20 protein-coding genes and 2 pseudogenes are annotated in these 19,017 nt (G+C 36.5%); 4 read left to right on the top strand and 18 right to left on the bottom strand.

What is annotated here, in order from left to right; genetic code table 11:
* Nucleotides 1-32 precede the first annotated feature (32 nt).
* From ACQKOF_RS02640 to ACQKOF_RS02665, 6 genes are all read right to left on the bottom strand, one after another.
* Complete coding sequence (locus tag ACQKOF_RS02640) at nucleotides 33-1,298, bottom strand: polysaccharide deacetylase family protein (RefSeq protein WP_427553413.1); 1,266 nt, start codon at nucleotides 1,296-1,298, stop codon at nucleotides 33-35.
* Nucleotides 1,299-1,758: 460 nt separating this feature from the next.
* Nucleotides 1,759-2,598, bottom strand: coding sequence for a D-alanyl-D-alanine carboxypeptidase family protein (locus ACQKOF_RS02645; protein ID WP_427553415.1), 840 nt, complete (start codon nucleotides 2,596-2,598; stop codon nucleotides 1,759-1,761).
* Between the two features lie 90 nt (nucleotides 2,599-2,688).
* Nucleotides 2,689-3,300 (bottom strand): histidine phosphatase family protein, encoded by a 612-nt coding sequence (locus ACQKOF_RS02650; RefSeq protein ID WP_427553417.1) that lies wholly within the window; start codon nucleotides 3,298-3,300, stop codon nucleotides 2,689-2,691.
* A gap of 42 nt (nucleotides 3,301-3,342) precedes the next feature.
* Nucleotides 3,343-3,765 carry a DUF3995 domain-containing protein gene (locus ACQKOF_RS02655; protein ID WP_427553419.1) on the bottom strand — a complete coding sequence of 141 codons (423 nt, stop codon included), beginning with the start codon at nucleotides 3,763-3,765 and terminating at the stop codon, nucleotides 3,343-3,345.
* A gap of 251 nt (nucleotides 3,766-4,016) precedes the next feature.
* Nucleotides 4,017-4,535: a TetR/AcrR family transcriptional regulator gene (locus tag ACQKOF_RS02660; protein WP_427553421.1), complete on the bottom strand. Its 519-nt coding sequence runs from the start codon at nucleotides 4,533-4,535 to the stop codon at nucleotides 4,017-4,019.
* A gap of 544 nt (nucleotides 4,536-5,079) precedes the next feature.
* Nucleotides 5,080-6,768, bottom strand: coding sequence for an AAA family ATPase (locus tag ACQKOF_RS02665; protein WP_427553424.1), 1,689 nt, complete (start codon nucleotides 6,766-6,768; stop codon nucleotides 5,080-5,082).
* A gap of 93 nt (nucleotides 6,769-6,861) precedes the next feature.
* Between ACQKOF_RS02665 and ACQKOF_RS02670 the strand changes: the two genes are divergently transcribed.
* Nucleotides 6,862-7,290, top strand: coding sequence for a hypothetical protein (locus ACQKOF_RS02670; RefSeq protein ID WP_427553426.1), 429 nt, complete (start codon nucleotides 6,862-6,864; stop codon nucleotides 7,288-7,290).
* A 75-nt stretch (nucleotides 7,291-7,365) separates the two neighbouring features.
* Here ACQKOF_RS02670 and ACQKOF_RS02675 read toward each other — a convergent pair whose 3' ends face one another.
* The 4 genes from ACQKOF_RS02675 to ACQKOF_RS02690 all read right to left on the bottom strand — a co-directional run bounded on the left by ACQKOF_RS02675 (nucleotide 7,366) and on the right by ACQKOF_RS02690 (nucleotide 10,288).
* On the bottom strand, nucleotides 7,366-8,343 hold the full coding sequence (locus ACQKOF_RS02675; RefSeq protein WP_427553429.1) for a helix-turn-helix transcriptional regulator: 978 nt from the start codon (nucleotides 8,341-8,343) through the stop codon (nucleotides 7,366-7,368).
* Nucleotides 8,344-9,033: 690 nt separating this feature from the next.
* Nucleotides 9,034-9,351: a YbjQ family protein gene (locus tag ACQKOF_RS02680; RefSeq protein WP_427553431.1), complete on the bottom strand. Its 318-nt coding sequence runs from the start codon at nucleotides 9,349-9,351 to the stop codon at nucleotides 9,034-9,036.
* 12 nt (nucleotides 9,352-9,363) lie between these two features.
* Entirely contained in the window at nucleotides 9,364-9,843 is a 480-nt protein-coding gene (locus tag ACQKOF_RS02685) for a nucleoside 2-deoxyribosyltransferase (RefSeq protein WP_427553433.1), read from the bottom strand.
* 10 nt (nucleotides 9,844-9,853) lie between these two features.
* Complete coding sequence (locus ACQKOF_RS02690) at nucleotides 9,854-10,288, bottom strand: GNAT family N-acetyltransferase (RefSeq protein WP_427553435.1); 435 nt, start codon at nucleotides 10,286-10,288, stop codon at nucleotides 9,854-9,856.
* Between the two features lie 300 nt (nucleotides 10,289-10,588).
* Here ACQKOF_RS02690 and ACQKOF_RS02695 point away from each other — a divergent pair, with 300 nt between their 5' ends.
* Nucleotides 10,589-11,740, top strand: a complete 1,152-nt coding sequence (locus ACQKOF_RS02695) for an immunity 26/phosphotriesterase HocA family protein (RefSeq protein WP_427553438.1) — start codon at nucleotides 10,589-10,591, stop codon at nucleotides 11,738-11,740.
* A 50-nt stretch (nucleotides 11,741-11,790) separates the two neighbouring features.
* Here the strand turns inward: ACQKOF_RS02695 and ACQKOF_RS02700 are convergent, their stop codons facing one another.
* The 4 genes from ACQKOF_RS02700 to ACQKOF_RS02715 form a co-directional block, all read right to left on the bottom strand.
* Nucleotides 11,791-12,267 (bottom strand): hypothetical protein, encoded by a 477-nt coding sequence (locus ACQKOF_RS02700; RefSeq protein WP_427553440.1) that lies wholly within the window; start codon nucleotides 12,265-12,267, stop codon nucleotides 11,791-11,793.
* A gap of 263 nt (nucleotides 12,268-12,530) precedes the next feature.
* The gene (locus tag ACQKOF_RS02705; RefSeq protein WP_427553442.1) at nucleotides 12,531-13,379 is read right to left on the bottom strand and encodes a metallophosphoesterase family protein; all 849 of its coding nucleotides are present in this window, start codon (nucleotides 13,377-13,379) and stop codon (nucleotides 12,531-12,533) included.
* Nucleotides 13,380-13,448: 69 nt separating this feature from the next.
* Nucleotides 13,449-14,510 carry a suppressor of fused domain protein gene (locus ACQKOF_RS02710; RefSeq protein WP_427553444.1) on the bottom strand — a complete coding sequence of 354 codons (1,062 nt, stop codon included), beginning with the start codon at nucleotides 14,508-14,510 and terminating at the stop codon, nucleotides 13,449-13,451.
* Nucleotides 14,511-14,957: 447 nt separating this feature from the next.
* Nucleotides 14,958-15,506, bottom strand: a complete 549-nt coding sequence (locus ACQKOF_RS02715) for a hypothetical protein (RefSeq protein ID WP_370046729.1) — start codon at nucleotides 15,504-15,506, stop codon at nucleotides 14,958-14,960.
* A gap of 307 nt (nucleotides 15,507-15,813) precedes the next feature.
* Here ACQKOF_RS02715 and ACQKOF_RS02720 point away from each other — a divergent pair.
* Nucleotides 15,814-16,081, top strand: a pseudogene (locus ACQKOF_RS02720) (transposase); the annotation flags it as partial.
* A 303-nt stretch (nucleotides 16,082-16,384) separates the two neighbouring features.
* On the opposite strand, the gene ACQKOF_RS02725 reads toward ACQKOF_RS02720, so the two are convergent.
* From ACQKOF_RS02725 to ACQKOF_RS02740, 4 genes and pseudogenes are all read right to left on the bottom strand, one after another.
* The gene (locus ACQKOF_RS02725) at nucleotides 16,385-16,729 is read right to left on the bottom strand and encodes a hypothetical protein (protein WP_427553446.1); all 345 of its coding nucleotides are present in this window, start codon (nucleotides 16,727-16,729) and stop codon (nucleotides 16,385-16,387) included.
* A 255-nt stretch (nucleotides 16,730-16,984) separates the two neighbouring features.
* Nucleotides 16,985-17,412 (bottom strand): annotated as a pseudogene (locus tag ACQKOF_RS02730) (GNAT family N-acetyltransferase).
* 120 nt (nucleotides 17,413-17,532) lie between these two features.
* Entirely contained in the window at nucleotides 17,533-17,850 is a 318-nt protein-coding gene (locus ACQKOF_RS02735; protein WP_427553448.1) for a hypothetical protein, read from the bottom strand.
* A 39-nt stretch (nucleotides 17,851-17,889) separates the two neighbouring features.
* Complete coding sequence (locus ACQKOF_RS02740) at nucleotides 17,890-18,039, bottom strand: hypothetical protein (RefSeq protein ID WP_427553449.1); 150 nt, start codon at nucleotides 18,037-18,039, stop codon at nucleotides 17,890-17,892.
* 293 nt (nucleotides 18,040-18,332) lie between these two features.
* Here ACQKOF_RS02740 and ACQKOF_RS02745 point away from each other — a divergent pair, with 293 nt between their 5' ends.
* Nucleotides 18,333-18,809 carry a GNAT family N-acetyltransferase gene (locus ACQKOF_RS02745; RefSeq protein ID WP_427553451.1) on the top strand — a complete coding sequence of 159 codons (477 nt, stop codon included), beginning with the start codon at nucleotides 18,333-18,335 and terminating at the stop codon, nucleotides 18,807-18,809.
* Nucleotides 18,810-19,017: the final 208 nt, after the last annotated feature.

Below are 19,017 nucleotides of genomic sequence, written 5' to 3' on the forward strand. Positions count from 1 at the left end.
CAGTTGCTCGGCTTATTTTTTTGGATTATAGATTATTGTAATATTTCACTAACAGTTACAAATTCGTAGCCTTGCTTTTGCAAGTAAAGAATTACGTTTTCCAAACCATTTGCTGTCGTTTGATGAATATCATGCATTAAAATAATGCTGCCATCTTTCACTGAAGCTTTCACATATGTTAATATTTTATCAGCATTGCGGTGCTTCCAATCTAGCGTATCGATTGACCATAGAATTGAAGGCATCGTCATGACAGAACGAACTTTATCATTCGTTGCACCATATGGTGGACGGAAAACCGTTGGATATTGACCGATTGCTGCATAAATAGCATTGCTAGTTCGATCAACCTCTTGTTTAACATTTGCTGTCGATAAGGCTGTTAACTTTGCATGGTCCCATGTATGATTGCCTATTTCATGGCCAGCATCATAAATTTGCTTTACGACTGCTGAATTTTTAGAGACATTTTGCCCAACCATAAAAAATGTAGCCTTTGCATCATATTTCTTTAAAATCGCTAAAACTTGTGGGGTAACTTTTGCATCTGGCCCATCATCAAATGTTAAAGCCACACGTTTCTTTTTCCCTTTCGCTACTGGTACACCTTGATTGTATACTTTGTTATCTGTTATTTGGATATTTGCCAGCTCTGAAGCTTTCACATAGCCCTTTTGCTCACCTGCTTCTACATAGGCCCAGCCTGCTAGCGTTGTATATTGTTGAACCTCTGTTTTATTGGCAAGCGTACCAAGAACCTCGCCACTTGGGCTAGCAGTTAAACGAAGCACAGCGCCATTAGCAGCATTTACTCTTTTCTTTGTCGCAACAGGTTTCTTTAAAGAATTCGTTGCAACGTAACCTGTTTGGTGACCATATTGGACAAATGACCAACCTCCAGGTGCTGATCCATATACAAAGATCATACTATTTTCGTAAATCTGTCCCGCTTTTTGTGCACTTGGACTTGGATATGTAAATAAAGTTGTTCCATCTTTTTTCGTCACTACATATTTTTCGGATGTAAGGCTTACTAATGCTGCCGTTTCTACATATCCCTCTAGCTGTTGCACTTTAATTCGAGTCCATTCCTCACTTACTGATGTAGCTGTTACATAACTACCCTTCGCTATTTGACCGATTACGGAACTTTCTACGGAAGGTTCTACATAAACTGTTGTGTCATTAGCAACTGATTGAATAACTGGTGTTCCCTCAGCATTTGCAGAAGTATTACCTACAAACACAAAACTGATTAAAAAAGTCAAAATAATAGCATAGGGTAAAAGTTTTTTCATTGTTCTACACCGCCCTTTTCATCACAGATGTCTTTTCTCATATGTTTTTTCCATAAAAGTATAGGATTCGACTCTAATTATAGAATAATAAATTATTCCAGGAAATAGTAGGAATCAACTAGTTTTTGTGAATAAAAATTTCTCAATTTACGTTTTTTAGTAGCTAAGATGAACGGCATATTGTTAAATTGCTCTAAAAAGACTTTCACCTTTTTCTTCATTTAAATTTGCCTATGACAGCGTTAGCAAAAGATGATGAAAACCATTTATTTAATGGACAGTAACACCTCCCCTATTAAATTTGAATATTCCCATTATGAATACCGTGTTAGCTATTTTGCCAACTTTCATTTGTCCAAAGGCCCCAAGAAGCCTTTCTTCGGATGATTGTGCCGTGCACCCTATTTATAAGACGATTAAAACGATTGAAAAGTTATTATTTTTTTCATATTTTTTCCTCCTATAGCGCATCGTACGCTGTAAGAGCATCGTCAATATGGAATGGTGGTGTCCAAGCCTGCCCATTCGCATTCGTCGTCACGAAAATATATTGTTTACCATCTTTTTCGATTATAGAGGCTAAGCAAAGACCAGCTTCAGGTGTGTAGCCCGTTTTACCTCCCAATATTGCGCCTTCCTCACCTGGTATTTTCGCTAAAAGTGAGCTTGTTATCGTTAATTCATTTGGGACATGAGTCATATAACTTTTCGAAGTTAAAATTTGATAAAAGGTAGGATTTTTAATGGCATAACGAAATAGCTTACTTATATCACGGACACTGGATACATGAGCGGGATCATGTAATCCGCTGGCATTGACAAAATGGGTATCGTTTAACCCTAATTCATGCGCTTTATTATTCATTAATGTCACAAATGCTTCTTCACTACCTTCTATTGTATCGGCAAGTGTTCCTGTAGCATCCGCCCCAGAAGCAAGCAGTGTGCCATATAATAAATCCTCTATCGTTACAAAATCTCCTGCCTTAAAGCCCGCCATGGAAGCATTTTGAGCAGTAAATTTAGAAATCGTTTGTGGTGTAACGATTGTTTGCTTCTGCAGATTCGTAGTCATTTCAATGGCAACAATCGCTGTCATAATTTTCGTTAATGATGCAGGATAAATAATGTCATCTGCATTTTTTTCGAATAATACATCTCCTTTTTCATTCAGCAACAAAGCATTTTTACTATGCAACGAAGGTAGCTCTACTGGCGTTTGTTCCGTTGTTGTGTTGTTCATATAATAAAAAAAGAATGCAGCCGCACATATAAAACAAAATAAGACAAATTTTTTCATAAAAAAACGCCCCCCACACATTATAATAGGAGGCATTTCTGAATATTCCTATAGGAAATTTATGACTAAATTCTTAAGGCTGATTTTTTATTAATAAAAATCATCGAAATCCGAACAAATTCTCGTTATGTCTTTATTCGCTAATTTAAAAAATACATCCTGAGATACTTCTAACTTCAGTGCCTCTTCCTTTTTTAATTCCGCATATATTCCTCGTAAAATACGACCTGTTAGACCATGTGACATAGCAATCACTTTCGGCATATGTTGAATGTCTTCTAGCCAAGCACTCAGTCTGTTCACTACCGAGTCATACGCTTCTCCATTAGGCGCATTAAAATACCAGTTATACACGTCTGTATTATGAAAAAGATTTGGCCAAGAACTTTCAATTTCTTTCGTTGTTAACCCAGCCCATTGTCCCACAGCAACCTCAGTTAATCGTTCATCTTTTTCAACATCCTTCAAATTATATCCAATTGTTTCACAAATTATTTCAGTGCTTTGCATGGCTCTTCCTAATGGACTCGACACAATTTTCCATTCATTAGGATTTCCAATTAAACTTTTTAGCATTTGGGCGTTTTGTTGTACTTGACGTACACCCACTTCTGTTAATGGCGAATCGAGCTCTCCTTGGTATCGTCCTTGTGTATTGTATTCCGTTTCCCCATGACGAAGTAAGTAAATTGTTTGATCCATTTATTGTTTCCCCCTATAAATTCTCCCTAGCTGTCTCCCATTTTAAAATAATAGTAAGATATAGACAAATCCAAAGAACAAACATAATGGACTGTAGATCCAAGTATCATATTTAGCAAACTGTGAATGTTTTATTTTTTTAAAGAACCCAACATAATTAAAATCACCAATCGCCCGAATAGAAAAAACAATAGCACAAACAATACTTCCGATTTTAGAAAAGCTATTTGCTTGGAAGCTCTGCAAATAATCACCTTGCACAATGATCATAATACTAGCAAATAGAATAAGAATCGCTACGAATAATGTGCCCCATTTCTTCGGAGTAAATGCAGGTTTATGCTCTCCCTCTCTTACTGGGATTACAGCAGCAGAACCCCATCGCCCCCCAAAAGCCCAATACATATGTAAAAAACTGATAATCCACAAAAAAACCACAGCTACTAGTGGTAAAATTGATTTCATTTAGTTACCCCCCAATATCGTTATCCTATAACATACGACACCGTATGTTATAGGATTAAATTTGTCCCTTCAGGTTCTATAACCATATTAGGGACATTCATAATCGTGTAATCAATTATGTTTCGGCAGCATAATTGCGTCCGTATTTGGCTTTAGGCGTTTCACGAGATGTGAAGTTCCTAGCCTGATTTCCTCTATTTCAGCGGTTGTTTTGGTGCGAAAGCGCAGCGACAGCAACAACAGATGTTTGGTCAACCGCCGAAAGAAGTTAAAAGCTCAACCATTTTATCAATATCGAAATTTGGATTTTCCTCAAACCTTGTCATCCATCCTACATAAGTTAAATAGGCAAGTCTCGCTCTATCAAACGATTCAGCATTGTCTATGCCCTTTTTTTGATACAATTTCGCAACACAAGAAATTCTTTGTTCTTCGATATCCACTATGCGTGCTGCAACAACAGGATCATACTTAGCCCAAGTATAAATACCAATTTCCATTTTTTTATCTCGATTAAAACTAATTTGTAATAGCTGTTCTAACGAGGCATCCTGTTGCTCCATACTTTGAACAATGAGCTTTGTTGCATGTACTTCCCAATAGTCGAGCATAGAATCTAACAGCTCTTGATGGTCACGAAAATAGTGATAAAAGCTCCCTTTACTTATTTTTAGTAATCGTGCAAGTGCTTCGATGCGAACTTTATGTATTCCTTCATCAGCTAATTGTTGTAAGCCTGCTTTTATCCAATCTTCCCTCGTTAATTGCATGTCATCTCTCCACTTAGATACGGTAGCGTATGTTTTTGTGTTAGATTACTACTACTTTCATTTTTTGTCAATTATTCAATCTGTTATTTTTAGGAACTTTAATGTTATTGCTGATCGTTACATTTATAGTCATTACCCTTGGTAAAATACATGCGCATACTACTATAATAGCTAAAAGTTTTTTCATCTTTCTCCCCTTTTTTCATTTTATATTGAAAAGATCACTTATAGGCAGTAGCGAGGAATGGTTGATATTAGCGGACAATGGTGACGAAGAGTGAAAATCACCTTTGTCTATTGTACATATTTATTCTACAACTGAGGCCAAGTTTTATTAATCTCTTGACCTCAATGACAACTTATCAATTATGCCTCGGCATAATTGTTGCTGTCGCTTCGCTTTCGCACAGATAAACAATGCGTTCGGAATCGGCTTTTGTTTGCACACACAGGACGTAGCGTTCTTAGACTGAGTTCCTCTGTCTCAGCGGACATTTGTAGCTGACGCTTTGCTTTCGCTACTAAAGACATTTGCTGAAAGAAGTTAAAATGTATTATCAAATAGACTTTCTGCTATGCCTAGTAAAATATCTTTCTCTGTAAACTCCATTAATTCTTCTCTCGTAATGTCTTGCTGTTGAATTAGACGATTTGATTGAATGGTCACGAGCTTTTCAAATAAGTTTCGGATATAACGACCGTTCGAAAAGTTTGGAATTGATTCGACTGGAATTTGATGCAATTGCTCCTTCATATGGTGTGCAAATATGTCACCATACTGGTAATCATTATTTTTACATAGCATGGCAAAAATATCATAAAGCTCATCCGTGCTAAAATTATCAAACTGCACAAAATGATTGAAGCGGGATTTAAAACCTGGATTGGCAAGCAAAAATTCCTCCATTAGCTCTGTATAGCCTGCAACGATAACAACTAAATCATCGCGTAAATCTTCCATCGCTTTTAAGAGGCTATCAATCGCTTCTTTACCAAATGCGTCCTGTTTATCATTGATTAATGAATAGGCTTCATCTATAAAAAGTACGCCACCGTTTGCTTTATTCACAACTTCCTGAACCTTCAAAGCAGTCTGGCCAACATATCCTGCTACTAAGCCTGCACGATCTGTTTCCACAAAATGCCCGCTTGAAAGTACACCAAGATGCTTATATATTTGGCCGATGATACGCGCTACTGTTGTTTTTCCTGTACCTGGATTTCCAGAGAATACTAGATGATATGTTATTGGGAAGCTTGTTAAACCATGATCGACACGCAAACTTTGAATTTTTATGAAGTTAATTAGATTATGTAATTCCTTTTTGGCATTTGGAAGTCCTACAAGTCCATCCAGCTGCTTCTGTAATTTGCCAATCTCTCGCTCTATTTCTGGTGTTATTCGTAAACGTTCACCGTTAATAAATTCACCGCTATAAATAATTTTTCCTTCTTCATTAAAATAATCTCCTCGACCATGCTTTTCTCCATTTACAAGTTCCCCGATATAGGAAGCCTGTCCATTAGTATAATAAAGAGTACCATGTCCTGTCATAGCATCCTCTTTAAATTGACCTTCCGATACTAGCACACCTTGACTAGAATAGTTCTTACCTTTTCCATGCTTCATATCCTCAAAGAAATAGCCCTCATACTGAAGGGATGTTACACCGTTTGCGAGCTCCTCAGTACTTGGCGATTCTGGTGCATAGTAAAGCTTTCCAGCACCTTGCATATGATTCCATATAAAATCGCCTTCATATTGTAAAAAACCACTTGGATAGTATTGTTTTCCCTTGCCTTTCTTCATACCATGGACAAAATCACCCTCATATTGTGGCTGATTTAAATGCGGATACTGTGTACGAATCTCTTTAAATGGAGCCATAACATCTTCCTCATAATACAAAATCCCGTATCCTTCCATTAAATCGTTACGAAAATGTCCCTCGTAATATACCTGACCATCCTTATATAAAATACCATTACCTTGTTTTTTATTTTGAATAAATTCGCCCTGATAAATCATTTGTCCTTTTAAATACATAATGCCGTTACCTTGCTTCATATGATTGACGAATTCTCCTTCGAATAACAGCTCACCTTCTTGGTCAAATAGCGTACCCTTTCCATCATAAACGTCATGACCAAAGTCATTTTTTTTCACACCGCCACGATACATTAATGTACCATCTGGATACAATATATCTTTTTCTTCATAATTATGTGTCATTTTATTGCCATCCTTTATCCATTCAGTATATGCTCAATTATAGCGTGGAAAAGAATACCTATGTGAGAATTTTTAGAATTTAAGGAGTATAACATGAAAAAAAGATATAAAATATTAATCGGCATCCTATTACCTCTTGTCATTTTATATGCATCAACAATTTTTTTAACCCGCGATTCTACTTTTGATAAGGAGGTAATTGAACGACTTGATATTGAACAAATTAATGAAATTGAATTGCTTCGTTCCTCTGATAACAAAACAATCACAATTACAGATGCAGCTAAAATCAATCAAATAATGCAGCAATTTGAAGATCAGACGCTTCGAAAAGTCTATTTTTCCAATTCAGATTATGACGAGGCTTATTGGTTAACGTTACGTACTAATGATAAACGTGAAATTGGCATACGATTAGATGACTCAAAACATTTCTTTGTTTATTTATACAAAGAAAGCTATATGAAAGATTACAAGCTTTTAGATAATTTTAATATGGCCTTTTTTGAGGATCTTTTTTGAAAAATAATTCATTCTTAAACGGTAAAAATCCGCTTCGATTTGATTTTACGCGGATTTTTACCTTCTATTTTGTTTTTATATGTAGCGATAATTTTGCTGCATCGATTGAATCGTTTCAATCATCTCTTCTCTAAGCTCAATGGGCTCTAGCACTTCAATGTTTGCTCCTTGGCTCAGCAGCCACATTTTAATACCATGTCCAAAAACTTCTGCTTCAAATAAATATTGCCCATCTTTTTTGGATACTATTTTTGCCGTTGGTAAACGATCTAATACAGCTTGCGGAGATGTTCCTTTAAAGGTAAATTTCATTCGCATCAGCTCGCCAGCGTGCATAAACTGAATACGTTTGCGAAATTCCCCTTCTTGAAAACGTTCGGCATATGATATTTGAAATTTTTTATCAAGCTCAAGAAAATGTTGTATTCGGTCGACTCTATAGACAATGGGCAAATCCTTTTCGTGCTTATTTTCATAAGCAATTAAATAAAAGTAGTATTCTGCGAAAATGACGGCGAGTGGTTTTAAAATCTTTTCTGTAGGAATTGTTTCGCCTTCACGTAAATAATCAATTTTAATGATTTTCTTTTTTTGAACCGTCTCTGAAAGAACCCAAATTAAATGCAATAGAGACTTTTTATGATTTAAATCTACGTACAAATGCTTTTCGTTTAAAATAATATTATGAATAAACTCCTGCTTATCGGCCGCAACAATTGAAATAAGCTTATCTATTATATCGCTCATTTCTGATTTTAGTAGTGCTCTTGATTCGATTAGAATTTTAACGATTGCTAAAACTTGCTCCTTCGATAAAATACTTTCCCCATTATTTGTTAGCCTGTACACATTTTCTGTCCGCACATATTCTAAATGGCAATCCAATTTAGCTTTTTCTAGATACGCTCGAATTTCATTCAAATCCCGTTGTATGGTTTTTTCACCAACATTATGTTTAAATGCTTCTTGTTTTTTGTTAATTCCTTGACCATCCATCAGTCTGTCAAACATCGAAATGACGCGATAGCCTTTGTTTTGTTGTGAATCTACCATATATCCCACTCTCTCTTCAAAATTACTTCTCTATTATACAAAAAGAGTTGGACACTATTAGTCCTTTTAACTACGAAATTTCTATTTTATTGGTATAATTGGCACGACATACTATACTTTTGTTATAATTCACTTTATTTTTACAGTTAATTCCGTATTAGCAGATAAAAAGGACTTCAATCTAGGTGATTGAAGTCCTTCATTATGTTAATAAAGTTGCCCTTAAAATGAGATTAATTTCCGTTCCAGGCTACTCACTTTCGCACAGATATAATGTTGAAATTTCGTTTTATCACAATTAATTCTATGTGAAGTGGTTGATTGGAGTGGAGGCTGGGCGACTCCTTGGGGATCAGCGTCACAGATGAGACCCTGGAGCGAGACAATAGAGAAACGAAGGCTAAGAGCATCACGTCCTGTGATAACGCCTTCGTGACCAACTTCGTTTGGCCCAAGCGGCTCATCGGACGCCCCCAGGAAGCTCTGCTCTGCGCGAAAGCGAAGCGGCAGCGGCAAATGTTTTCTGTGCGAAAGCGAAGCGGCAGCAACAAAGCGCCCAGCCGGAACGGAAATCAACCTCTAGCTTTGCCTAAGGGTCATACTTTATTTAAGTGACACCTTAATGAATTTCATTGACTACTTTATTTTTCAATACAAGTTAAAATCTTGTTGATCGAAGTCTTTAGCGGATTATTCCTTTACTCTTACTGCAGTTCCATATGCTAATACTTCTGATGTACCGTCCATGACCGATGATGTTGAAAATCTAATCGCAACAATTGCATTTGCTCCTAGTTGTCTTGCTTCTTCTTCCATAGCTTGTGTGGCAATTTCTCGAGAGCGAGTGAGCATTTCTGCATACTCCTTCATCTCTCCTCCGACAATATTGCGTAGTCCAGCCATCATATCGCGACCAATATTTCTTGATTGTACCGAATTGCCTTTTACTAAACTTATAGTTTCTACAATTTCTTTCCCCGCTACAATATCTGTTGTTGATAGTAACATACAAAACTCCTCCTATTTTTTATATTTTTCAACGGCTTTAACAGCTTCAGCAATGGAAGTTGTAATCACTCCCGTACGCTTAATCAAGCCAATAACAAATAAATTACGATACACAAACTGATTTTCAATTCCGTCGCGTACAAGTGCCTCTATTTTCATCATATTGTCCCGGCCTTGTTGACGAACATCTGTAAATACGCCTACGATTGGTCGATTCAGCATCGCAAATGCACCAATCTCTGCTGCTACACCTGAATCAATTTCAACACCATCTAAAACGGCTACTAATACATCACTATTTTGCAGCATCTCTAAATCTGCTTGTGCAATCGCCAAACTATCTGCATAAGATGTTTTATCATTTATCGCATCATTCTCCTGTGGCACATATAATTCAATGCCTGGTACTGCCTCTCTAATTGCTGCAGCGAGTTGCTCGTTAACTAAACGATCTCCTAAAGAAAATAATCCATTTGCTAAGTATGCCTTCATAATATAACTCCTATTCCAATGTTTTTTCAAATACTATTTTATGTCGATCTTTTTTATCTACAAAAGTTGAAACAATATCAAATCCGTGTTTAAGATTTGTAATGAGCATTGCTTTTCGCTCATTTCTACCATATGTACGAACTTTTTTAAAGCCAAGTGCCTGTAAATATTCATGCTGTCGCCTCATTAATTGACTGGCAATTCCTTGACCACGTTGCTTTTTATGGACACCTCCTAACCAGCTATAAAAAACGCCATCAGGATGTGTATAGCCTAGTTTAAAGCCTATGATTTCTTCGTTCTCTACCGCTAATAAACAAATGAGTCCTTCTTTACGTTCTAATTTTTCTAGTGGGAGATTTGCTCCATCAAATACATGTGCATGAATTTCCTGTAATTGTTTCAGCCAATCATATGGCACGCCTTCAATTGTAACGAACTCCATCTTTATCACCCCTATCTCAACTGTTATTAATTATAGCAGAAAAAGGTTTTGCGATAAGATTGAACATTGCAGTATAGTTAGTTTTCTGGAAAAGTTTCAAAGTTGAAGAAAACTCATGGTGGCCCTCATACAAGTCCTAAGAGTTTATGCTTACCTTCTTCTTAAGTGCGATCATTTTAAATAATCAAAATTAACTATTTCATGGATATTTTTATATAAAATATTTTCGTAGCTAGAAGCATTCTGTATACTTGACATAATCCATTGATCAATTTTATCACATGAATAGGAGGTAATTTCATGGCACATATCAACAGTTGGCTAACAAATACGCTCCGTCCTTATTTTGGACTACATCTAATAGAAGAGCATTGGGATACGATTGAAATACGAAATGGTTATTTCATCTGCATGGATGGTGATGTCATTCGAAAACGTATATCAGTTAACGAGCAAGCATATCAAGAATCCGATGTAGAGATTCAGACACGAAATCGTGAAGTAATTCTTCCTCAAACTGCCCGTGGTAAAGAGAAAAAAATGAATTATACCCATATTTCCAGCGTTAAAGCGAACGGGGTTGTTTTCTCTGCTGGCGTACGTACCGGGGATCAGCCATCCGGCTACATTATCGCTCGCAATGCGAAGACCTTTTTCGAACTGCCACTGACAAACACGAAGAATTTAACAAGTAAGGAGGAAATCCTTGAGTGGCTACATCAGTTTCCATCATATTTACCTCCAGACTATGATGAGAAGTTGGAAAAACTCTCAAGGAAAAAAAGCTTGCGTTATAAAGCTGTTCCAGGAGATATTTTCCGAGTTGAAATTGATTTATTCACAGATGGCTATGTGCTTGTCATTGGAAATTTACGCCAAATGCAAAAAGATGGTTTGTTCTCAGAAGATTGTCTATGGAATGATGTAATGACGATGCCGCTTTTTATTCGACCTTATCTGTTCAAAACAACAAATCGCTTACCAAGGATAGAGCATATTACATCAGCTCCTTTATCTGAACAAACCTTGATTGTTATGGACGATCATTTTATGCGTGGTGGCTACGAAAAAGTTGGACACAAAACGCTAACCGAAACAGATATTCTATTACCACTTGGTTATGGTATAAACATCGATTATGAAAAAGAAAAATGCTACCGCCTTTCCTGGGGAACAGGAACAATTAGTAAGTCAGAAAAAGAAACTTCTTTTAAGACAGCAAGTCGTTTTTCTAATTATGGCGTACGTGCAGGAATCAACGTCGAATGGTTTGATACTACCAGAGAACAAGCAATGTTACATTCACTGGAGCATCCGTTATATGCTAAGGAGCGCAAGCAGGCACTTGCCGAATTTGGCTTACCAGAGGATATTACATATGATGAATTCAATCGTCAAACAGGTGGGCTCACTAGGTTAGAGTATTTGGATTACTTATCTTCCCGTAAATAAAGAAATGGGTATACACATGTAGTGTGGTTTGAGATAACAGAACAGTTATCTCAAACTATGTACCTTTTGATTTGCTGTTTAAATACCTTTTTATCATAAATTTTACGTGGATAGTTTTCTTCTTTCAGTACCTCATAGAGAACAGACTGGCCTTCCTTGTAAAATACGGTGACATCTTCGCATTCATCATAAAGTTGCCGTGATAATTGTTGTTGTACTGATTCAATAGTTTCTTTTCCACTGATTCTCCATCCGAATCTAATCATATCGCTTTTATCCGTTATGTCTCGATAAGTGTCAAAAACAATACACGTACCTGGCTTCTGTTGATTAGAAAACACTAGTACATGACCGGTATGTACAGGCTGTTTATAGTAGCATTCGTAAATAGCCTCGATTGGTACACTGATACCACTTGCATCCATAATCGCTTGGAAGTTTGGGTGAGGAATATATTCATCTTTCCATTCATCTGGATAATAAACTAATTCTCCAATAGATGCCATTATCCAAAATTCATACTCCAAATGCAATCTCACCATTTATAATTAATATTAATAAGCTATTGCACAATTCTGTTCCCATTTCCTAAAAGTAAAGAGCTTTCCTCCCTTCATCACTACAAGATTTCAAGAGGAAATAGACTCCTTACATGAAGGCGAAATGCCAATTCCAATATCACTTTAAAGAATTGATTAGAAACGCTAAGTTGGATTTCCACCTTTTAGGATTTATCGTATCTATTTTTTTTAGAATATCTCAACCTTTTAAGTGAAATACTCCGTTATTTCTAATCTAGTGTTGCTGCTGTAAAGATAAAAGCACGACCATCCGCATTTAAAATCTGTAGCCCATCATTCGTTTCAACTAGTGGTGTATCCCAATGAACATGACCGCAGCAGACCAAAAGCTCAGCAGCATCCTGTAGTTCATTCCAAATATTTGGATTACCAGGTAGACCTTGTGAGCTAATCTTCGGACTTTCATGAAGTAGCAGGATGTCGGGAACATGTCTTATAATGTCTCTGAGTTTTGTCAAATAATCGGCTTCTCCCATCCGATTCGGTTTATCTGCCCTACCGATGATTCCTCCGAGTCCTGCAACTGCAAGTTTTGCATACATTATCGTACCCCCATCCGAGAAGTAATGGATACCTGAGGTAGAATCCAATTCAACGTGTTCCTTATTCGTCAAAAGGTCGTGATTTCCTGCAATGCCTGTGACAAATCCAAATTGACTCTGAAAAGCTCTCCATACAGGCAAAGGATTACCGCTAGCACCTCTTTTGATTAGATCAGTGTATAAATCTCCACATAAGCAAACCATCACCTTGGCAGGGTCCAAATCTGGTAAATGGATTTGAAACAAAAGGGAAAGCACTTCCGCAAGTTCCTCACCCAGTAACTTTTGGGCTTCTTCTACCTGCTCTTGCTTATGACCTACAATTCCTTGTAAATCAGAAGCAATAATTAGTGCATCCAACTCCTCCGGCATTCCAAGTATCTCTCCCCAATAAATAGGAAGATATTCACAAGAAATATCCGCTCCCTTTGATGCAGCGATCATGTATGGTAATTTCTCTAAAGGCTCTTTGGCAATATCAACGATTTTCAATGCTCTTTTTGTCTGTTTCTTCATTTAAGACATTCCCCTTACAGATAGGAGTCAAAGTAGTACTTCATCGTTTTAGCGGGAAACTATATTTTATCATCCGATTGTTTCCACAACGTTTCCTTGCTGATCTTTAATATACGTTTTTGCAATTTGAATGGAAAGCCCCGGTATAGAGGATACTTCAAACTCTTGTTCTTGCGGCATCAAGCTTTGATTGAGTTCCTTAACAGCATTTTCATTTAAAATTATGGTAACATCCGCTTCATACACGTTATACCCACATTTTTCACCTGGCTCAAATACAACTCGGATTTCTCGACCAACTAAGGTTAGCCTTTTCCCTTTTAAAATCCGCCCGCGTAATAGTTTACCAATTATTCTTGCTTGCTTTGCCCCCAGCGTTAACTTATTAGGCTGTTTGCTGAACAATCCCTTTTTCCCCTGCTCCCAAGCTAGTTGGTCCACAAATAAATAGCCGGTATTAGAGCCTTCTTCCTCCATTCCTTTTTCTACCGCTTCGGCAATGGATGAAATCTGTAAAAGAGATGCACGAGATAAGTCAGTAACATAGCTCGGGATATATTCTAAACCTGCATTTAGTACACCAATAGTATTCCAAGTTTGCATCGCCTCAAGCTCATCACCTGTAATCCCTACCATTTGAATAAACTCCACTTGTCCATTTGGTGTCTCAATAGCAGGCAACTCGGGATCTAACGTATATGCAAGCGCCGTTAAAAGCGTGTCAGCTCCTTTGCATATTGGACCATTAGCATCCAAATAGTCGCCTGATCTGAAAACATTGCCACTGTCAAAAACATATCTTCCCATGTTTTGTAGCAAATTTAACGCCCACGCTGGTGGCTCCTCCTCATCTTCATCTCGGGCAAGACGAAATGTTAACTCAAACCCATATCCGCTGTATTCAGCATCTTCTGATTCTTTTTCATATAATTCGGAAAATCCATAAGTTACAAAATGCCAGTGTAGAACTGGTGTCTCACTTTTATAGGCACTGATTCCTTCAAGCGGATCTTCGCCCCCTAATAAATATGGAATAACAGTGCCATAATGCTTCGGCTCCTGTTCTCCATATACTTTTAATAATTCCTGATCAATCGCATCCCAACCAAATGCATTTAATTCTTCGCTCATCAATAACCCCTCCTATGTATTTTTCGATTTTCGAACGTTTAAGGTAATCTACGGACTCGTTTCTTGGTCCTTCAGACCGCCAGGCTACCAAGATGCTCGTCCTTCACCTCCGTACCCAGCATTTCTACAAAACTATTTATTTTTCATTATGATTGTTTTTACTTTATAATCCTTTAGAATTCTACTTTAAAGTATATAATATACTCCAAAGAGAATAATACCCAACTTGACTACCTTTAATTTCATAACAGCATAGATATATTTTCATTAATCGGTGTTGGACTTCGAGTAAATTTGTGGGACTTAAGCTACTACCTCCTTTGACAATCTGTAGCGACAGCGTCCTTAGAGCGACCATAAAGTATGGAGCCTCGGTGGATATCTAGATACGCCGAGGCGTTATGATAGCGTGGGTAAAAAATAATTAGAATGATTCGAGGTTTCGCCTTAACCGTATAACATTGCTGGTGAACGTACACTTTGTAAATAGTCTGCAAGCTTCCCAGCATATACTTTTTCTAAATAAGGTAATTGTGCGACACAGTGGGGTGTCATTAATGCTGGATTTTGATAAACTTTCAGCCCACCAACCTTTAAAAGAGTTGCTACAAATTGTGAGCAAAAATAAGCACGCTCTCTTCGTACCTCCTTTTGCATCATAACGCCAAAGAGCCCAATAAAATTATATTTATAGCGATCACGATTCCAATACATATAACGTACGATTTTCATCATTTCTAAGTATTGATAGTGTGATATTCTACAACGATAAATTACACAATCAGCTGTTTCAAATAGCCCTCTTTCTGCATCTTCTTGCAAAAACCCCCCACTTAAAGGATTGTTTAATTGTCTACGTCCAAAGCTATACATTTCAAAGAGCTCCTCATCAAAAGCAATGGACGCATGATTCATCTCTTTTCCAGTATACATGCCTATAGCTTTAGATAATAATGTACCTGTTTTTGTTAATACTATGTAAATGGTGTATGCCATTCCCTCACCTACTTCAATATTCTTTCCTACTACCAATACGTTTTAAATATTCAAATAGTTTCATTAATTCCCTTTTTTATAAGTATATATAAAAAAGTTAATCTTTTTCTTAGAAAAAACTGAAGATTTTCTTGAAATTTATAAATCCATTAATTGTAGGAATCTATTTTTTCGCTACCTTTATTTATATGAAGCTATTTCTATTCTTATGTGGAGGAATTTGCAGTCCAGACGATTTTATCGCCTGGTATTTTTAGAAATAAGCTGTCGTATACCGACAAAATGGTGCTCACAAATGCAGTTAAACAATGAGCTGCATTTATTGACCAATCGGTTCGAATTGGATGCAAGCACAAATCACGATGGGCGATTGAACTATTGTTCAAATGGATGACGCAGCATTTGAACATCAAAAAATTATAAGCAATGTAAGCAGGCTGTGCACAACCAAGTATACATAGCCATGATTGTGTACTGCTTGAACGTGTTGGCGCAGCTCACTCAACAGGTCACAAACGTACTTACAAATTTGTCGTTTCCTAAAAGCGTCCTTGTGGAAATCCGCACATATTTAGCTATGTTCTACTGCACTAGTTAAAAGTTTATGGGGAAAATATGGATATATTCATGCGCGGTAGTGATGGGAGAAAGATAAAAAAATTATTAAAAGTTACAGTGAGGATTTTTTAGAATATATTAGTGAATTACTTTTTGATGAAAATTTAAAAGGTTTGTTTTCGTATTCTATCTTCTAAGCCTAATAAGATGTATTGCTCAACAAAGAAAAGAGTAACTTCTTCCACTCTCCCTTTTGTATATAAACACATACAAATAACACATCAACTTTAACGTAAATAGTACGTAATGAAGATGATATGTTATTCTAATCCATATTTCCCTTCGCGTTTCGCAATGCGGTAGCTATCCCCTTCTTGAATAGCAATCGCTTCCGAAGTACTTACTTCCTTAATTTCGTAATATTTTGTTCCTTCTCTATAATGATTTGAAAAGTTTTCATCATATATTGCTTCTTGATCAGAATATTTAGTTACTTCACCTAACATATCTCCAACATTTTCAGTATATTCGTCACTGACTACATACATATAGTCGTCCCAAACAACAAAATTGTATACCCAATCTGGCGACGAATAAGTCGAACAGCCAATCAGAATTAATACAGAAGTCGAAAGAATCCCCATTAAGCTATTTACTTTAGGCATGGATAATTCCCTCCTTTTAGGTATATGGAGATATATTAACAACTATAGTTCTAAGTTATCAAATCCATTAATTATTTCTAACTCTCCGGCACTGTTTGGAGGTGTGATTTTTTTGTTTAAATACTTCATCAAATCTGCTGTTGTTATTTTTAGTTTTCCCTATTGTATGATATAATCGCTTTACTGACTAACCTAAGCAAGACAAATTGAGCTGTAGCGATGCCGTACGCTACAGCTTTTTTTGTATTCTCCTCCTCAAGAATTGTTACTTTCCAAATACTCCTTGGCTAGTTGCGGATTTTTATATACGGCCATACCAGTTTTCAATTTTTTAAAGCCAATATTTTCATAAAAAGGTTCATTTCCTGTCGTTGCAATTAATTGAATACAAGAAACATCTTCTAATTGGTGAATGATGTCCTCTAAAAGAGTTCTAGCAATCCCTCCTCCTTGGTAATCTTTATGTACTACAACATCATAAATAGCAGCATTAAAGATACCGTCTGAAAGAGCTCTCGCAAAACCTATAATTTTATGATCTTTTACTGCGAAAACTTGGTGTGTACTTGCATTGAAAACTTTTTTATTATGCGTTCGTCATGTTTCATCCAACCTACTGATTGATAAACTTCTTTTAACATTGTTAGCTCGTTTTTCTCTACCTCATATTTAAGTAAAACCATTTTTCATTCCCCCTATTTGGCTTTTCTTTAAGGCTTTGTTAAATAGTATTATTGTTTTTCAGGTATAAAATATGGGAACGTCCGATTTGGACGTTCCCATTCTTATTCCATTAAAGCCCCCTATAATGGAATCACTGTAAAGCTGCGTTTCCCTGGCCAAGCTCCTTGCATTTTACTTAGTAATACAATTTGCCCAATATGATATGCGTCGTGCATTGCTATACTCTTCAGTTCAAGCACTAATGATCTTTCTCCACGGATCTGTCTATTCAAATCTTCTTGTTCCGATTTTGTTAGTATTTTTTCAAGTTCACGATGAACATAAAAGTACTCTTGTTTTATTTCCTTCCAATTTTGAAACGTCACAGTTGGTAATCGAAATGTAGATTCATTATCTTCTGCCTGTGGTGCATTCGCTTTTTCACCAAGAAATAGCATCAGCAGTCTCTTTTTATAGAAAAGCAAATGACAAACTAATTACCAAATGGAATTCATTGCCCCCTCAACTGGTTTCCAAATTGCCTGTTCAAAAGTAATATCCACAAGCAATTTTTCAAGTGGTGGAAACCAGTCTTCTTCATCTAAGCAGCTTGCCCATTGTTGTAACAAAAGTGTCTTTACATCCATTTTCTATTCCCTCCAATTTAATCCCTTTAATAGATATTCCCTTTGGTCAAAATTCATTTTCGGCGTGTTGTAGATAGCTATTAAACTGACCCTTTAACGGGACACTGAGCGTTCTTTATTCAGAAAATTCCGGTAGTCTCAGTTTATCATAAGTTGTGTTAACCGAGAAAGAACAACTGTCTAAAACCATTTTGGTTATCGTAAAGTTCAGTGAATACATATCATTTATAAACCAAACCTCTTGACGAACATTTGTTCTGGTATTAAAATATAAAAAAAGGAGGCTATTTTTTATGCAAAAAACAAACACCATTGAATTAGTACATTTCTCAGAAGAGTATGTGGATATATTGAATGACTTTGAGCTTCCGGAAGAACAAAGTCAATTTACTGCGCTTCCAAAAGAGATTTCTATAGAAATGGTTGGACAATATCCGATTGTTATTTTGAGTGACAGTGTGCCTGTAGGATTTTTTGTCCTGCACGCAACAGAAAGAGTAAAAGAGTACTCTAATAATCCAAATGCTATGCTGCTTACTGCACTATCTATTGACCATAAACAACAAGGAAATGGGTATGCCAAAAAAGGGATGCTGGCACTGCCTGAATTTATTAAAAGAGAATTTAAAGATTGTAATGAAGTTGTTTTAGTCGTTAATCATAAAAATATTCCGGCTCAAAATTTGTATTCAAAAGTTGGCTTTGTCGATAACGGGGAAAGAAGAATGGGACGTATTGGCGAGCAAATTGTTATGAACCTAACCATCTAATAGATTTTCAAAAATCACTCGTCATGACATGGGTGATTTTTTTCTGTTCATAGGGATCATCTTGCGGTAAATAATCGGTGTCTTGTGATGACAATGCCAGTGGTTAAAGCTAAGTTCAACCCCTGTTACTGCACATTTTCCATATTGCGCAATAAATCGACTAATTCGATTATTCACTATTCACTCGAATGATCCTAACCCATCTAAA

It is taken from the genome of Lysinibacillus sp. NPDC093190, assembly GCF_050280425.1.
GTDB lineage: Bacteria > Bacillota > Bacilli > Bacillales_A > Planococcaceae > Lysinibacillus.

What these genes read in the sequence shown, in the direction of transcription:
- ACQKOF_RS02665 (WP_427553424.1), bottom strand. Translation starts at nt 6,768, where the DNA reads ATGACACATAATTATGAAGAAAAAGATATATTGTATCCAGATGGTACA.
- ACQKOF_RS02670 (WP_427553426.1), top strand. Translation starts at nt 6,862, where the DNA reads ATGAAAAAAAGATATAAAATATTAATCGGCATCCTATTACCTCTTGTC.
- ACQKOF_RS02680 (WP_427553431.1), bottom strand. Translation starts at nt 9,351, where the DNA reads ATGTTACTATCAACAACAGATATTGTAGCGGGGAAAGAAATTGTAGAA.
- ACQKOF_RS02650 (WP_427553417.1), bottom strand. Translation starts at nt 3,300, where the DNA reads ATGGATCAAACAATTTACTTACTTCGTCATGGGGAAACGGAATACAAT.
- ACQKOF_RS02660 (WP_427553421.1), bottom strand. Translation starts at nt 4,535, where the DNA reads ATGCAATTAACGAGGGAAGATTGGATAAAAGCAGGCTTACAACAATTA.
- ACQKOF_RS02735 (WP_427553448.1), bottom strand. Translation starts at nt 17,850, where the DNA reads ATGCTATTTCTTGGTGAAAAAGCGAATGCACCACAGGCAGAAGATAAT.
- ACQKOF_RS02710 (WP_427553444.1), bottom strand. Translation starts at nt 14,510, where the DNA reads ATGAGCGAAGAATTAAATGCATTTGGTTGGGATGCGATTGATCAGGAA.
- ACQKOF_RS02685 (WP_427553433.1), bottom strand. Translation starts at nt 9,843, where the DNA reads ATGAAGGCATACTTAGCAAATGGATTATTTTCTTTAGGAGATCGTTTA.
- ACQKOF_RS02725 (WP_427553446.1), bottom strand. Translation starts at nt 16,729, where the DNA reads ATGCCTAAAGTAAATAGCTTAATGGGGATTCTTTCGACTTCTGTATTA.
- ACQKOF_RS02745 (WP_427553451.1), top strand. Translation starts at nt 18,333, where the DNA reads ATGCAAAAAACAAACACCATTGAATTAGTACATTTCTCAGAAGAGTAT.
- ACQKOF_RS02715 (WP_370046729.1), bottom strand. Translation starts at nt 15,506, where the DNA reads ATGGCATACACCATTTACATAGTATTAACAAAAACAGGTACATTATTA.
- ACQKOF_RS02705 (WP_427553442.1), bottom strand. Translation starts at nt 13,379, where the DNA reads ATGAAGAAACAGACAAAAAGAGCATTGAAAATCGTTGATATTGCCAAA.
- ACQKOF_RS02695 (WP_427553438.1), top strand. Translation starts at nt 10,589, where the DNA reads ATGGCACATATCAACAGTTGGCTAACAAATACGCTCCGTCCTTATTTT.
- ACQKOF_RS02675 (WP_427553429.1), bottom strand. Translation starts at nt 8,343, where the DNA reads ATGGTAGATTCACAACAAAACAAAGGCTATCGCGTCATTTCGATGTTT.
- ACQKOF_RS02655 (WP_427553419.1), bottom strand. Translation starts at nt 3,765, where the DNA reads ATGAAATCAATTTTACCACTAGTAGCTGTGGTTTTTTTGTGGATTATC.
- ACQKOF_RS02640 (WP_427553413.1), bottom strand. Translation starts at nt 1,298, where the DNA reads ATGAAAAAACTTTTACCCTATGCTATTATTTTGACTTTTTTAATCAGT.
- ACQKOF_RS02645 (WP_427553415.1), bottom strand. Translation starts at nt 2,598, where the DNA reads ATGAAAAAATTTGTCTTATTTTGTTTTATATGTGCGGCTGCATTCTTT.
- ACQKOF_RS02740 (WP_427553449.1), bottom strand. Translation starts at nt 18,039, where the DNA reads ATGGATGTAAAGACACTTTTGTTACAACAATGGGCAAGCTGCTTAGAT.
- ACQKOF_RS02690 (WP_427553435.1), bottom strand. Translation starts at nt 10,288, where the DNA reads ATGGAGTTCGTTACAATTGAAGGCGTGCCATATGATTGGCTGAAACAA.